The organism is Pantoea sp. M_9 (assembly GCF_008631385.1).
Taxonomy (GTDB): domain Bacteria; phylum Pseudomonadota; class Gammaproteobacteria; order Enterobacterales; family Enterobacteriaceae; genus Pantoea; species Pantoea eucrina.
In genome coordinates this window covers 102,332-117,486 of record NZ_VWUF01000001.1, presented here as the reverse complement: position 1 = coordinate 117,486, position 15,155 = coordinate 102,332, and the positions used below count along the sequence as shown (strand labels likewise).

General features: G+C 59.2%; 14 protein-coding genes. 6 read left to right on the top strand and 8 right to left on the bottom strand.

All coding sequences use genetic code 11. From position 1 onward, the window contains the following. The first annotated feature begins 5 nt into the window (after positions 1 to 5). Positions 6 to 746: a DNA-binding transcriptional regulator YciT gene (locus F3I15_RS00460; RefSeq protein WP_150016143.1), complete on the top strand. Its 741-nt coding sequence runs from the start codon at positions 6 to 8 to the stop codon at positions 744 to 746. 39 nt (positions 747 to 785) lie between these two features. On the opposite strand, the gene F3I15_RS00455 is transcribed toward F3I15_RS00460, so the two are convergent. From F3I15_RS00455 to F3I15_RS00440, 4 genes are read right to left on the bottom strand one after another with little or no spacing between them, the layout of a single operon-like run. Beyond that, entirely contained in the window at positions 786 to 1,736 is a 951-nt protein-coding gene (locus F3I15_RS00455; RefSeq protein ID WP_150016142.1) for a sugar-binding transcriptional regulator, read from the bottom strand. A 49-nt stretch (positions 1,737 to 1,785) separates the two neighbouring features. Continuing rightward, positions 1,786 to 2,748, bottom strand: a complete 963-nt coding sequence (locus F3I15_RS00450) for a sugar phosphate isomerase/epimerase (RefSeq protein WP_150016141.1) — start codon at positions 2,746 to 2,748, stop codon at positions 1,786 to 1,788. Between the two features lies 1 nt (position 2,749). Beyond that, on the bottom strand, positions 2,750 to 4,288 hold the full coding sequence (locus F3I15_RS00445) for a glycerol-3-phosphate dehydrogenase (RefSeq protein WP_150016140.1): 1,539 nt from the start codon (positions 4,286 to 4,288) through the stop codon (positions 2,750 to 2,752). After that, a complete protein-coding gene (locus F3I15_RS00440; protein ID WP_150016139.1) occupies positions 4,281 to 5,849 on the bottom strand; it encodes an FGGY-family carbohydrate kinase in 1,569 nt (522 codons plus the stop codon). Before F3I15_RS00440 ends, F3I15_RS00445 begins: the two co-directional genes overlap by 8 nt. Before the next feature lie 422 nt (positions 5,850 to 6,271). On the opposite strand from F3I15_RS00440, the gene F3I15_RS00435 reads away from it, so the two are divergent. The 5 genes from F3I15_RS00435 (at position 6,272) to F3I15_RS00415 (ending at position 11,530) form a co-directional block, all read left to right on the top strand. After that, positions 6,272 to 6,922, top strand: coding sequence for a DUF2291 family protein (locus tag F3I15_RS00435; RefSeq protein ID WP_150016138.1), 651 nt, complete (start codon positions 6,272 to 6,274; stop codon positions 6,920 to 6,922). Continuing rightward, a complete protein-coding gene (locus F3I15_RS00430) occupies positions 6,919 to 8,457 on the top strand; it encodes a sugar ABC transporter ATP-binding protein (RefSeq protein ID WP_150016137.1) in 1,539 nt (512 codons plus the stop codon). The genes F3I15_RS00435 and F3I15_RS00430 overlap by 4 nt, the downstream gene beginning before the upstream one ends. A gap of 22 nt (positions 8,458 to 8,479) precedes the next feature. Further along, the gene (locus F3I15_RS00425) at positions 8,480 to 9,535 is read left to right on the top strand and encodes an ABC transporter permease (RefSeq protein ID WP_190314863.1); all 1,056 of its coding nucleotides are present in this window, start codon (positions 8,480 to 8,482) and stop codon (positions 9,533 to 9,535) included. 70 nt (positions 9,536 to 9,605) lie between these two features. Beyond that, positions 9,606 to 10,550, top strand: coding sequence for a D-ribose ABC transporter substrate-binding protein (locus tag F3I15_RS00420; protein ID WP_150016136.1), 945 nt, complete (start codon positions 9,606 to 9,608; stop codon positions 10,548 to 10,550). A gap of 119 nt (positions 10,551 to 10,669) precedes the next feature. Continuing rightward, entirely contained in the window at positions 10,670 to 11,530 is an 861-nt protein-coding gene (locus F3I15_RS00415; protein ID WP_150016135.1) for a DeoR/GlpR family DNA-binding transcription regulator, read from the top strand. 107 nt (positions 11,531 to 11,637) lie between these two features. Here the strand turns inward: F3I15_RS00415 and F3I15_RS00410 are convergent, their stop codons facing one another. From F3I15_RS00410 to F3I15_RS00400, 4 genes are all read right to left on the bottom strand, one after another. Next, positions 11,638 to 12,711 (bottom strand): acyltransferase, encoded by a 1,074-nt coding sequence (locus F3I15_RS00410; protein ID WP_150016134.1) that lies wholly within the window; start codon positions 12,709 to 12,711, stop codon positions 11,638 to 11,640. 552 nt (positions 12,712 to 13,263) lie between these two features. Beyond that, the gene (locus tag F3I15_RS00405) at positions 13,264 to 14,301 is read right to left on the bottom strand and encodes a hypothetical protein (protein WP_190314861.1); all 1,038 of its coding nucleotides are present in this window, start codon (positions 14,299 to 14,301) and stop codon (positions 13,264 to 13,266) included. Positions 14,302 to 14,348: 47 nt separating this feature from the next. After that, a complete protein-coding gene (locus F3I15_RS18105; RefSeq protein ID WP_190314859.1) occupies positions 14,349 to 14,504 on the bottom strand; it encodes a hypothetical protein in 156 nt (51 codons plus the stop codon). 75 nt (positions 14,505 to 14,579) lie between these two features. Next, the gene (locus F3I15_RS00400; protein ID WP_150016133.1) at positions 14,580 to 15,122 is read right to left on the bottom strand and encodes a hypothetical protein; all 543 of its coding nucleotides are present in this window, start codon (positions 15,120 to 15,122) and stop codon (positions 14,580 to 14,582) included. Between the last annotated feature and the right edge of the window lie 33 nt (positions 15,123 to 15,155).

Genomic DNA, 15,155 nt, shown 5'->3' with positions numbered 1-15,155 from the left:
ACACTATGAACGCACGTCATCAGTCAATTATCGAGCTGCTCAGCGCGCGCGGCAGCGTCAGCGTCAGCGAGCTGGCGCTGACCACCGGCGTCTCTGAAGTCACGATGCGCCAGGATCTTAACCAGCTGGAAAAAGAGGGGCTGCTGCGTCGGGTGCATGGCTCCGCCGTTGCTGCGGGCGGTGACGACGTCAGCGCCCGGATGCAAACCCGCCTTGCCGTAAAAAAACGGCTGGCCGATTATGCCGCCTCTCTGGTCAATGCAGGAGAAACGGTATTTATCGAAGGGGGCAGCACCAACGCGCTGCTGGCACAGGCGCTGAGCGAGCGGCATGACGTTACGCTGGTCACGGTAAGCCACTATATTGCCGGCCTGCTGCGTGAAAAGGGCGGCGACGTCATTATTCTCGGCGGTCTGTTTCAGAAAAGCAGTGAGTCGGTGGTCGGTCCGCTGACCCGACTCTGTATTCAGCAGCTCAGCTTTCATAAAGTCTTTATCAGTATCGATGGCTGGGATCGCGCCACCGGCTTTACCGGACGCAACATGCTGCGCTGCGATGTGGTTCATGCGCTGCTGGAAAAGCCCACGCACACAATTGCGCTGACCGACTCTTCTAAATTTGGTCAGATCCACCCTTATGCGCTGGCGCCGCATCAGCCATTCAGGCAGCTGATTACCGACAGCGAGCTTGATCCGGCCGCTCAGGCGCTGCTGACGGCGCAGGGAACGGAGGTCACGCAGATTTAACCTGGCGGCGCGGGGCGCTGTTTTACTGACCGGTCAGCTTTATATCAGCAGCGCCTGCGCCGTGACCTCATCGGTGATCAGCCCGGAGAGCTGACCGCTGCTGAGCACGGCGCGAATCGCCGCCACTTTACTCAGGCCGCCCGTCAGCGCCACGATCTCACTGCGGTTCTGGCTGAGCGGCACGGAAAGCGTGCGCGCCGTCAGTGAGTTGTGGATCAGCGTGCCGTCGGCGGCAAAGAAGTGGCCCAGTAGTTCTCCCACCGCGCCGGCTGCAGAGAGGGCATTGATCTCCGCCTCTTCGAGCATACCCGCTTCAACCAGCTGAGCCGCCGGTTCTACCGTTCCGATACCAACCAGCTTGACCTCACTGCGCGCGGCCATATCAAAAATCTCGCTGACGCCGCGCTGCGCCAGCAGAACATCGCGATCTTCTTCGGTGTTTGCAAAGAACGGCACCGGCATCATATAAGCCTGCGCGCCGGTTTTGGCGGCGATGCGGTGCATAACATCGTGCGGGTTCAGCGCATAGTTGCGCGTCAGGCAGCCCAGCAGCGACACAAAGCGCGCCTGGGGAGCCTCAAGGCGCGCCAGCTGATGGATCGCCGCGGAGAGGGTCCGGCCATGTCCCAGCCCGAGCGTGATAGCGGGCGCGTTAAGCAGAAGCTGACGCAGATAGTTTGCGCCAGCCATCCCCAGCGCCCGCACCGGCAACCCGGTTTCACCCAGATCGGGCGCAACCTGACAAAACCGCAGGCCAAAGTGCTGGCGCAGCTTATCCTCCAGCGCCACGCAGTCGAGAATATCGCTATCGATGGTGATTTTTACTGCGCCTTCCGCCACCATGCGCGCAATCAGGCGGTGCGTTTTTACCGAAGGCAACCCCAGTCGTTTGGCAACTTCAGCCTGAGTCAGACCGCCTACATAGTGCAGCCAGGCCGCACGCAGCGCCAGAGAGTCATCGCGGTCGGCAGAAACAGGTGCGGATTTCATGTCTTTGTCCATTCAGAGTAGATGACGACGCGGGCTCCGGCCCGCGTGTTTAGCTGTACTCTCCGGCGGGCCGATGCGTCGCCAGATGCAGGTCCGCCACGCCGGTTTCAATATGGCTGGCCCAGAACGCCACGCTCTCTGCGATCTCCGCCACGGCGCGACTGTCGGTGGGCTCGCGCTCTTTGAAACTCAGCTCCAGGCAGATTTCATTATCCTGCGCGCCGCCACGCGCCAGCGCCTCCAGCAGCGGCTGCGGCTGAATACAGCCGCCGCTATTGTACTGCATTGTAAACGGACGATGCCCGCCTTTATCCATCATGCTCTGCTTGATATGAATGATGGGCGAGCAGCGCGGCACCGCTTCCGCCCAGGCGTAAGGATCGTAATCACGCGGGTCAGCAGAGGTCACATCACCGTGATCGATATCCGCCATCATCCACATCGGCAGGGCGAAATCGCGCTGGCTCAGGCGCTGCTGCAGGGCCAGCGCGGCGGGAATGGTTTCGCCAAACTCGCGTGCCACGCTCATCGGCTCCCAGAAAAGATATTTCAGCCCCGCCGCGCGCGCATGTTCAGCGACTTCCTGCCAGCAGTCAGTGGCGATATCGATAAGCGTTTCGCGGCGCTCTGCGTCCCGGAAGTCGCGCTGCGTAAAAATGGCAAACTGCGAGCCGATAGCCACACCGCCCAGTTCAGCGGTGATATCCGCAAAGGTTTTGAACCAGTCAATATAGTAGCGGCGCACCGCAGCATCGGGATGACCAAAGTGGTTCAGTCGCCCGTAGGGGCCGGTCATACCGGAGGTGACGCGCACGCCGGTGGCGCGCAGCGCCTGCTGCATACGACGCGTCATGGCGGTTATCGTCGCGGCAGGCCAGCCTGGATTGATAAATTCATGGGTCAGCTGCAGGTCGCGAATGCGGATCTGCTCTGCCACGGTGGTTATTAAATCGTGCGGATCGGCAAAGCGGTTAACCAGCGGATTCGTATTAAGCGAAAGAGTCAGGGCCATATCAGTTCTCCTGTCCGGCACGGGCGCGCAGCGGGATCACGCGCGCGGAAGCCGCTTCAAACCAGCTGGTGAACGCATCGCGCTGCGCCGGGGTAAGGTGCAGCTGATGTTTGGTGCGCCGCCACAGAATATCGTCTGCCTGCTGCGCCCACTCGTGGTCAGCCAGATAGCGTGCTTCTGCTTCATACAGCAGCCCGCCAAAATGACGCCCCAGATCGCTCAGCGCCGTTGCGTCTGCCAGCAGCTGTGCGATGCGTGTTCCATAGAGACGGGCGTAGTGTTTACGCAGCGGCTGCGGCAGCCACGGCCAGCGCGCTTTGCACTGTTCCAGAAAGGTTTCAAAGTCGGCGTCAGCCATATCGCCTCCCGGCAGCGTGGCCGCGCGCGTCCAGTCAGCGCCCATCTGCGGAAAGAAGAGAGCAAGCTTCTGCAGTGCGTGCTCTGCCAGCTTGCGGAACGTAGTGATTTTCCCGCCGAAGACGTGCAGCAGCGGCGCATCCTGCTGGTTATCAAGATCAAACACGTAGTCGCGCGTCACCGCGGAGGGGTTGCCTTTGCCGTCGTCAAACAGCGGACGCACGCCGGAGAAGCGGGTAATAACGTCAGCCGGGCGCAGCTTGACTTTAAAGTAGCGGTTGACGACGTCTAACAGATACTGTTGTTCCGTATCGTCAGCGATCACCGCTTCCGCTTTGCCTTCCCACGGAATATCCGTCGTGCCGATCAGCGCCTTATCGCCTTCATAGGGATTGATAAAAATCACGCGCTTATCGGTGTTCTGCACCAGATACGCCTGCTGACCCTCCCAGAATTTTGGCACGATAAGATGTGAGCCTTTCACCAGGCGCACCCGGCGCTGGCTGTGGCTCTGCGTCACGTCGCTGACAATGTCCAGTACCCAGGGGCCCGCCGCGTTGACGATTGCCCGCGCAAACAGCGTGCGCCGCTCGCCGCTGCTGACATCTTCAAGGGTGATCTGCCACTTGCCGGGCAGGCGCTGTGCGGCAACGCAGCGCGTGCGCGGCAGAATGGTTGCGCCGCGCTCAGCCGCATCCAGCGCGTTCAGCACCACCAGCCGCGCGTCATCGACCCAGCAGTCAGAGTACTCAAACCCTTTTTTATAGCTGTCGAGCAGCGGGGCGCCTTCAGGATCGCGTGTCAGATCGAGTGAGCGGGTGCCGGGCAGTTTCTTGCGGCCGCCCAGATGGTCATAGAAGAAGAGGCCGAGCCGTACCAGCCAGGCGGGACGATCGGAGGGGCTGTGCGGCAGTACAAAACGCATTGGCCAGATAATATGTGGCGCGGCGTTCAGCAGCACTTCCCGCTCGATCAGCGCTTCGCGCACCAGCCGGAACTCATAATACTCCAGGTAGCGCAGGCCGCCGTGCACCAGCTTGCCGGAGCGGGAAGAGGTGCCCTGCGCCAGATCGTCTTTTTCACACATCGCCACCGACAGGCCGCGGCCGGCGGCATCCCGGGCGATACCGGCGCCGTTAATGCCGCCGCCAATAACAAACAGATCCAGCATAGTGTCACTCATGATTGACTCCGTTACAGGTATTCAGCGCCTGCCAGCAGGCCGGCAGATCGCTGCGGATCTGCTGATAATGAGGAAACAGCGCGTCATAACGCTGCATCAGTTCGGGCTGCGGCGCTTCCGGCGCGTCAAGCAGCGGGCGGACCCAGGTTTCGGCACACGCGGCCATAGAGGTAAACGCGCCCACCGCGACGGCAGCCATCATTGCCGCACCGGCCGCGCCCGCTTCTTCACGCTGGCTGATACGTACCGGGACACCGATAGCGGCCGCGAGGATCTGACGCAGCGGCCCTGAGCGCACCGCACCGCCGGTCAGCCGGATCTCACCGGGCCGATCCTGGCCCATCGCCTGGTAGCAGTCGCGCGCCGCCATGCCAATGCCCTCTACCACGCCGCGCACCAGGTCACCAAAAGAGTGCTGATAGTGCAGGCCGGTAAAGCCGGCACGCGCGCTGGCATTCACGAAGGGACCGCGTTCGCCCGCCAGTGAAATATAGGGATGAAACAGCAGCGTGCCGGGCGGGGTGCGCGTCAGCCAGCTATCAATCTGCGCCACCAGCCGGGCGTGATCGGTTTCGCAGCCAAAACTTTGCAGCAGATCGCTGGCGACATTCAGCAGCCAGTCCAGATTCAGCGTCGAGGCCATATTGGTCTGAACCTGCGTCACATAACCGGGCCACGGCAGCGGGATCACGTAGCCGGTCTGTGCCGGATTAAGCCAGACATCCCCGACGGTCACGCTACGCAGATGGACGCCGGTTGAGCCCACAATCGAACAGGCGGTATTGGCCTCGCCGGTGTGAACGCCCGCGCCCAGCGCCGTCATCGCCATATCCACATAGCCCAGCACCACCGGGGTACCGGCCCGCAGGCCCGTCAGCGCTGCCGCCTCGCGGGTCAGGGGATGCGTGGTCTCCGTGCCTTCAACAATTTCCGGCAACAGATGCCGCCGGTGCATCAGCCCCAGCGCGTCAATCACGGTGTCGTCATAGCCGGCATGGCGAAAGTTGCCAAAGGTAAAGCTCGCCTCAGACGGGTCGGTGGCACGCACGCCGGTGAGGTTAAGGTAGAGCCAGTCTTTGCAGTGCAGCGCGACGTCAGCTTTTGCCAGCAGTTCAGGAAAGTGTCTGTCCATGTGTGCCAGCTGCGCCCCCTGCTGGCAGGTATTGAGTCCGGTGCCGGTAGCGCTGAAGCGCGCCTGCGCCAGCGGATGCTGATTCAGTCTGGCCACCGTGGGAGCCGCCCGGGCATCGAGCCAGATCCAGGCGTCACCCACGGGCCGATCCTCTGCATCCACCAGCCAGCTGCCGTCCCCCTGAGCCGTCACGGCTAACGCCACCACGCGGGCAGCCAGGTTGGCGATATGGTCGCTGAGCTGACGCAGGGCGCTGGCCGCATCCTGCCAGGTTTGTGACATCGACTGCTGTGCTGCGCCACCTGCTGCGCGATAATAGCGGTTACGTACCGACGCGCAGGCCAGCTGTTTGCCGGTCAAATCAAAGGCTACCGCCTTGACCACCGAGGTGCCTGAATCCAGGCCCACAATGATATCGCCACTCTCCACCGACACCTCCACCTGGTATGTGCTGCGGGCTGTCTGCGATCCCGCCGTATGCCGTGTTAACGGCGTGTGATTATTATGCTGCTGCTAGTGATACTTCTTTTCTCACTTAGATAACATATCTTTCGTATTAAATTTCAATACACGTAAAATATTTCATTCCACTTAGCGAGCAGGATCACGAAATTACCGCCCGCCTGAGCCAGAACCAGGCAATACATTTCCGTCAACAGCCCTGACATAAGGGAATTTAAACCTTTATCAGCGGTTGCGGTTCAAACAGCGATCCAGATCGCTCTCCTGAAAAAATCGCCGCCGGGCTGTTGACATTTTAGTCACATCAGCACAATTCTCATCACATGAGTTATCACATATATAACACATCCCGCGTTAATTCCGGGCTGTTAACCCGATGAGGTGCCGTTATGTCTGATGTTTCAGTGCTCGCACAGCAGCTTGACCGGCAGCGCAGGCGTCGCCTGCTGCTGACCGCCGTGCTGAGCTGTGCCGTGATAGCCGGCATTGCCCTAGATACCCACGTTGTCAGAACCGACGCCACCGGGCAGTCGCAGCAGGGCTTTTCACCAGACAGCTGGGCGGAACAGCACTTTCCTGAGGTGAAGCAGAGCGTGGAGCGTCGCGCCGTTGCGGCGCAAACGCTGGCCGCAGCGCTGCAGGCGAACCAGCAGGCCGCCGCCGCGCAGTATGGTGTCGGCTCGCCGCTGCCGGTGATCCCGGTCAGGCTGGAGGGCGTGGTGCAGCCGGGAGAGAAGGGGATTTTTCCGCTGCAGGTCGCCGGCGTGCCGGAGAGCCTGAAAGTGCGCCTGCAGACCGGGCCGGCCCTGAGCGGTACCGATCTGCGCGACGCCAGCGGCACTATTCAGTTCGGCGATTTTACCAACCAGATTGAGTATCAGAACGCCGGGGCAGCGCTGAACCGCGCCATGAAAAACAGCGTCCTGGAGAAGCTTGACCGCGACACGCTGCCGGGCAAGACCGTAGAGGTCATCGGGGTGTTTCGCCTCCTTAATGCCAGTAACTGGCTGATCACACCGGTCAGCGTGGAGGTTAAATGAAACCCTTTCCTGTTAATCCGGCGCTGTTAAAAGGTGAAGTGGTGCTGCAGGCGCGTAACGTCAGCAAGGTGTATGGCTCAACGCATGCGCTTAAGGGCGTGAACTTTGAGATACGCCGCGGCGAAGTCACCACGCTGTTTGGTGAAAACGGCGCCGGCAAATCGACCTTAATGAAAATATTATCCGGCGTGATTACGCCAACATCCGGGGAAATTCTGCTTAACGGCGAAAGTAAGTTGTTCCACTCCGCCACCGAGGCGCGCAGCTGCGGTATCTCCATTATTCATCAGGAGCTGAATCTCGCGCCGAACATGAATGTCCGTGACAACATCTTTATGGGCCGCGAAATCATGGGGGCTACCGGCGTCGACTACGACGAAGAGGCGCGGCTGACCCGGCACCTGATGGCCGCGCTCGAAGAGGATATCGATCCGCTGACGCCGGTAGAGAACCTGCGCCTCGGCCAGCAGCAGATTGTGGAGATTGCGCGGGCGCTGTCGGTGAATTCACAGATCCTGATCATGGATGAACCGACCTCGGCTCTGAGCGCTGCCGAAGTCAGCGTGCTGTTTCAGGTGATCCGCGATCTCACCAGCCAGGGCGTCGCCATCGTTTATATCTCCCATCATCTGGAAGAAGCGCTGGAGATCACCGACCGCGCCGTTGTGCTGCGCGACGGCGTGATGACCGCCTGGGCGCAGCGCAGCGATATCGATCTTGAGTGGATCGTGCGCAACATGGTGGGGGAGCATTTCGATCTCGGCTCGCCGCCGCAGGGTTACGCCTTTGGCCCGCCGGCGCTGACGGTTGAGAACCTGACGGTGAAGAGTAAAACCGGCATCCGCCTGGTAGATAACCTGTCGCTGACGGTAAAGGCGGGTGAGATTGTCTGTATTTATGGCCTGATGGGAGCAGGGCGCACGGAGCTGCTGGAGTGCATTGCCGGACGTATCGCGCAGAGCAGCGGCGATATCCGGCTGCAGGAGACGGAGATTAGCCGCTTATCTCTGGCGCAGCGTATCGCTATCGGGCTGGCGCTGGTGCCGGAAGATCGGCAGCGCGACGGACTGGTACAGACCATGAGCGTAGGGGAGAACCTGTCGCTGGCCAGCATCGGTGAGTTTGTCCGGGGACTGATGCTCTCCGCCCGCCGTGAAAAGCAACTGGTAAGCGATACCATCCGCAACGTCACGGTGAAAACCGCAGGCGGTGATGCGGCAATCGGCTCGCTCTCGGGCGGTAATCAGCAGAAAGTTGTCATTGGCAAGATGCTGGCGACGCGGCCCAACGTGCTGCTGCTCGATGAGCCAAGCCGCGGCATCGATATTGGCGCCAAAGCAGAAGTGTTTCGCCTGCTGGCAGAGAGTGCGAAGCAGGGGCTGGCGGTGGTTTATACCACCTCCGAGGTTGGTGAATGTCTTAGCATCGCTCACCGCATTGTGGTGATGAGCAAAGGACGTATCTCCGCCATTTTCGACGCCAGCGTGAGTAAAGAGCGCATCATGGCGGCGTCGGGTGAAGCACTGGTGGCATAACATGAAAAACGGAGTGAAAAGTATGACCGATCAAACGCAAACGCTGGCCACCTCGCCCGCGGCGAATGCCTCCCGCACTACCAAACAGCTTAACCTGGCCCGCCTGCTGCTGGAGGGACGCGCCTTTATTGCGCTGCTGGTGATTATCGCGACGTTTTCGTTTCTGTCGCCTAACTATTTCAGCGGAGCTAACTTCCTGACGATGGCGTCACACGTGGCGATATTCGGCCTGCCCGCGATCGGTATGCTGCTGGTGATCCTGAATGGCGGCATCGATCTCTCGGTCGGCTCCACGCTGGGACTGGCTGGCGTAATGGCGGGCTTTATGATGCAGGGCATCAGCCTTGAGGCGCTCGGCGTGGTGCTCTATCTGCCGGTGTGGGCCGTGGCGATACTGACGCTGGTTGTGGGCGCGCTGGTAGGGCTGGTGAACGGCGTACTGATTGCCGTCTGCCGCGTACCCGCCTTCGTGGCCACGCTTGGCACCATGTATGTGGCGCGCGGTATTGCGCTGCTGATGACTAACGGTCTGACCTATAACAAACTTTCCGGCAGTGAATCACTGGGCAATACCGGCTTTGACTGGCTCGGGTTTAACCGGCTGTTTAACATTCCGGTTGGCGTGCTGGTGCTCGGCGCGGTGGCGCTGGCGTGCGGTTTTCTGCTGAGCCGTACCGCCTTTGGCCGCTGGCTTTATGCATCAGGCGGCAATGAGCGCGCCGCCGATCTCTCCGGCGTGCCGGTGAAACGCGTGAAGATTAGCGTTTATGTACTGTCAGGTATCTGTGCCGCGATGGCGGGGCTGGTGCTCTCTTCGCAGCTGACCTCTGCCGGCCCAACGGCGGGTACCACCTACGAGCTGACGGCGATTGCGGCCGTGGTCATTGGCGGGGCGGCGCTGACCGGCGGGCGCGGTAACGTGCGCGGTACGCTGCTGGGGGCATTCGTGATTGGCTTTCTCTCTGATGGTCTGGTGATTATCGGCGTTTCTGCCTACTGGCAGACGGTGTTTACCGGGGCCGTGATTGTGCTGGCCGTGTTGCTGAATACGCTGCAGTACGGACGACGCAGCCGCTGAATTGCGCGCGCCGCTGCGGTGCGCGTTTATCCGTAAAAAAAACCTGTACCCTGATAATAACGGAGTCACTATGTTTACCAAACGTCTTATGCTTGCCGCTACTGTCGCCATCAGCACCTTTGCCGCACCAGGCTGGGCCGATAAAGGTCTGATGACCATTATCGTCAACGATCCCTCTAATCCTTACTGGCTGACGGAGGGCCAGGTCGCACAGAAAGCGGCTGAAAAACTTGGCTACAGCGCCAAAGTCAGCGCTCATAAAGGCGATACCAACGCGGAAAGCCAGCTGATTGATACTGCCATCACCAATAAGTCTAAAGCGATCATCCTCGATCCGGCCAACGCTGACGGCTCTATCGGCTCGGTGAAAAAAGCGATTGCCGCCAATATTCCGGTGTTTATCATCAACGCTGAGCTGAATCAGAGCGGTCTGGCGAAAGCGCAGCTGGTTTCGAACAACGCGCAGGGCGCCGCCGCTGGCGCCATGGAGTGGGTGAAGCAGGTGGGTGACAGCGGTAACTACGTTGAGCTGGTGGGGCCGCCCTCGGATAACAATGCGGCAACCCGCGCCAACGGCTTTGATACCGTGCTGTCACAATATCCCGATCTGAAAAAGGCGGGGCAGGAAGTGGCGAACTGGGATCGCACGCAGGGCTTTAATAAGATGCAGTCGCTGCTGCAGGCGAATCCGGATATCAAAGGCGTGATCAGCGGTAACGATGAGATGGCGCTGGGCGCTATTGCGGCTCTGAAACAGGCCGGCAAACTGGGGCAGATCAAGGTCGGGGGCTTTGACGGCACGCCGGACGCGGTTGATGCGGTAAAAGCCGGCACGCTGGCCTATACCGTTATGCAGCCGGTGGCGCTGTTTGCTCAGAAAGCGATTGAGCAGGCAGATACCTTCCTGAAAACCGGAAAAACCGGCGCGCCGGCTGAAAAACAGCTGTTTGACTGCGTGCTGATCACCAAAGAGAACGCCGGCAACTTCATTTCACCGTTTGTGCTTAAACAGTAACCGCTGCATCCCCGGCTGGCCGCAGCTGGCCGGGGTGCAGGCGATCGGTTATTTGCATTAATGGGTATAACGCGCTGTAATTACAACTAATCCTGCATTTACTCCTCTCCGGAATCTATATGGCGCATAACCCACACGACACCCTGCCTGGTGTTTTCACGGCGGATACGCTGCCCGGCGACAGTCGCCAGGCACGCCAGCAGGCGCGCCGCCAGCTGATCGCGGAAGCGGTCATGGCGGAGGGCGCCGTACGCATCGAAGATCTGACCGCGCGGTTTGGCATCAGTCTGATGACCGCACACCGTGATATTGATGAGATGGTTGAGCGCGGCCTGCTGCATAAGTCGCGCGGGGTGGTCTCGGCTACCTCAACCAGCCTGGTGGAATCGAGCGATATCTATCGCGCTACGCGCCAACTGGAGGAGAAGCAGGCGATTGCCGAAGTGGCGGCCAGCTATCTGGAGCCAGGGCAGGCGCTGTTTCTGGATGATTCCACTACGGTATTTCAGCTGGTGCGGCAGCTTTATGCCAAAGCGCCGCTGACGGTGATCACCAACTCGCTGACCCTGATGAACGAGCTGCGTAACGGGCGGGATATCACCCTGATGGGACTAGGCGGGCAGTATCACCCCTGGTGTAACGCGTTTATGGGGCGCATGACGCGCGAAGAGATCGCCTCGCTGCGCGCGGATATCTTTTTTGTCAGCATGTCCGCCATTGTGGATGACGCGGTGTTTCATCAGTCAGCAGAGACGGTAGAGACCAAGCGCGCCATGTTTGAGTCGGCACAGAAGCGTATTCTGCTGATGGATCACACCAAGTTTGGCCGGCGCGCGCTGCATCGCTTTGCCGATCTGCGCGAGTTTGACGTGGTGATTGTGAATCAGGGCACGCCGCTGCCGCTGCTGCGTCGTATGCAGGATAACGGGGTCAATGTGGTGGTCGCACCCATCAAACGCGCCGCTGGCGGTCCGGAATAACAGCGAATCATTTAACATAATACCAGGGCATCTCATCTGGCAGCGCCTCCCGCCAGACGCAATCAACGGGACTGCATCCGGCGGGGAGGTATACTCAGGCTGTTCGATCAGCTTTTTTGCACAGAGAACCAGCTATAACAGCTATCGGCCAGCTTTTTCCCCGCGCGGATAGCGTAGCGTTCGACATAGCGAAACAGCAGCGCGGCCAGCGCGATACTGCCGCTTACCGACAGCGCAAAGACCAGCAGCTTTGTGCCTGCGCTGGCGTCAGCCGGCAGCTGGTTGAGCAGCACGCGGCGCAGCGGATAGTGCACCAGATAGAGGGAATAAGAGATGTTGCCGAGGAAATTCAGCACCGGCTGCGGCGCTGACTGCCGCCCGTCGCTGAGCAGAATGACGCAGGCCATGATGATGGCGGCGAGCCAGTAGCCGCCGTGCAGGCCAAACGGCTGCGGGCCTGTCAGCAACGCGATACCCGCGGCAGTGGCGAGCGCCAGCCAGACAATGCGTCGCCCGCGGGTGCGCAGCACCGGCATGTTGCCGCTGACAACCAGTTCTGCCAGCAGCATGCCGGTAATAAACTCAAATACAATGGTATTGCTGCTGAGTTTGATCCACGCCTGCCACCAGGCGTTTACCACCAGGTCCGGAGACGCCTGAGAGGAGAGGGTGACGCTGCCGTTATAGGCCAGCTGAAAGCCGACGGAGGCGGTAATAAACATCAGGCTGCAGACCAGGCTGCGCTGACGATAGCTGATACACATCGCCAGCGTGAACAGCGTATAGAACAGCACTTCATAGGTCAGCGTCCACGGCGGCCCCAGCGCGCTGTAACCAAACACCGGTCCGGCACTGCTGTAATCCTGCAGGCAAAAGTAGAGTACGCAGCCCATCTGCTGAAATTCGCGTTCGTTATACACCAGCGTCCACGCCGCCAGCCAGACCAGAAAAAACACCGGCCAGATGCGAAAGAAACGCTTAATCAGAAAAGGCAGCGGACGTTCAGCGGAGTGTGCCGTAATAAAGGTCATGATAAAGCCGCTGATGATAAAGAAGATATCCACGCCCAGCGCGCCCGGAATATGCGCCGCCATACCATCCGGTAACAGCAACGCGTTATGCGCAACAACAACCAGCAGCGCGGCCAGCCCACGCAGATACTGAACAGAAAGGATCTTCATTTAACACATCCTGTGGCCGATCGGGTTGTCCGGAGGTACTTTGTCAGAAAGTACCACGATAAAAGATGACGCATAAATACATGCTAATTGAATCCCGCCGGGCGGTCGCCGGATTTATGCGTAAGCCGGGGGCGGGCGCAGGTTCATCAAAGGAGTACGTACGTTCACCAGGGGCGCATTAATGCGCCCCCTACAAAATCCGTAGGGGCGCCATTAATGGCGCCCGGATAACACGTCATCAATTCAATACACGCCCATAAAACCGTAGGGGCGCCATTAATGGCGCCCGGACACCATCTCGGGCGCATAAATACGCCAGGGACGCATACGGTTGGCATTGTTATCCAGCAGGGGCGCCATTAATGCCCAGGCCCGCGCGGTTGTCAGATCCGGGCCGCATAGGTTTTGTAGGGGCGTCATTAATGGCGCCCAGGTAGATGCGGCCGATTCTGTATAAATGTCTATTCTGCAATATATTACCGGCCACTACCAAAGTGCACATAATGTATATTATGTTAAATTGTGGATTTCATCCGCAACAACGCAATGACCTCAGACGTCTGTCAGACCGTTTTCCCTGCTACCCGCCTCACCTCTTCCGTTGAGACCATCAGCCTTCTGCTTTTTATGCAAAGGCTTTTTCTGCTGCAGTCGCCGCTGCTTATCCTGGCGAATACGCTCGACATACTTTTTCATGTCCGCTGCCTTAACCGGTAGCTCTTTCTGCCAGAAAGCAGCCAGCACATTATAGCTCTCCGGTTCAGCTGCAAATATTGCGATCAGCTGTTCAAAGATGCGGTACAGCGCAATCTCATGGCGGACCTGCACACGTACTACATCTTCCTGCATGGCAAACGCATACAGCGCATCAGCATAACGTTTCATCGCTCTGAAGCTCACGGGCTGTGCGGCCATCACCTCATCAGGCGCGCTAACCGCATCAAACTTCTCCAGCAGAAAATAGACGCACGGCAGCATCATGGCGTTAATACGGGCGACCTCTATCAGCGGATCGCGTTGCAGCGTCTGCAGATTACTAAACCTGGAGCGCAGACAGGCCAGCGGATTAATCACCCTGACCTGCTCGTGATACTCAGGCTCATCCGGATGTTCCTGGCTGACATAAAAAGGTTCGGTATTAAGCAGCAGATTCTCACCGGCGAAGTCCTGCCAGGTAAAACCGGAAGGAAAATCGATGACATCCACCGTGTTGGCATGTGCCGGCTGCGCTGGGTCAGCAAAAAACCGTCCTTTTACCGCTTTTATACTGCGGGTCGCGGCATCAGTCAGGACAAAACGCGCCAGCGACGGCGGCTGGCCGGCATCGTTCAGATTTGCATCGACGCCTAACGCGCGGGCAATGGCCGTTATATCATGTCGCCGGGCGGCATAATCCACATCCACTGAGGTAATCAGACGCGCATCGGGCAACGCATTGCGGTACAGCTGATGGTAATAGGATACCCAGTACTGTATTGCCTGGCCGCCAATGGTGATCACCGGGTTTCTGAACAGATGCGCCCGGGCAATCAGCTGTTTATTCAGCAGATAAGCCTGTTCATAAGGCGGAATAACCGGATAGTCAGACATAAAAAAACCCTCATCAGCGAGGGCTTATTTTGCATCACCATAGTGAATCAGGTAAAGCTTACCTGATGTTTTGGCTGCAGTTTGCATGATTTGCTCTGCGGCGATTTGATCGCTGGCTGATAGCCCGCTTCTCCACGTAACACCGCCAGTGCCTGAGCATCATACTGCTTGTGTTGCGCTTTTTTCAGCTGTGCTGGCGACATGGTATATGACCTTTTTCCGGGTTAAGCCGTAAATTTACGCTATCCTGCCGCAGGCTGCCACTTTTTTACGCCGCTCTACGCCACTTCAGCGGACGTGTCGATCAGCGCCTGCAGGCGCTGGCGATAAGCGGTGTCGAACTGCGCCGGCACGCGACGAATATAATCAAATGCGTGTTCAGCCGCCTCACCGCTCAGGTTGGCGAGATGCGCGAGCGCCTCGTCGCAGCTGGGGATTAAGCCTTCCTGATGCTGATAGCGCGGCGGCAGCGCGGTCCAGATCACCGCATCAAGGCAGCGATCCTGCGCCCAGTCGCTGAGCACACCCGGCGTATGCTGCGGCTGCAGCAGTATGCCGACGCCATCTTCACGCTCATCAGGGATCGCCTCGCGCAGACGCAGTGCCGCCACCGCTTCCGGCAGCGAAACGCTCGCCAGTAACGCCCAGTAGACGTTAACCTGTGCCGCGTTCATACAGAGCGCCGTAGCCAGTTCACCGCCATCGCCAATGCGACAGAACTCCACCGGCAGCGCCGGACCATCCGCATGCCACTCGCCGGCAACCGGCAGTTCACCAGGTTTCCAGATCAGTGACCCCCATGCTAAACAGGCTATTTTCACCGCTGTCCCCCTATTAGTGATGTTATTTAACGC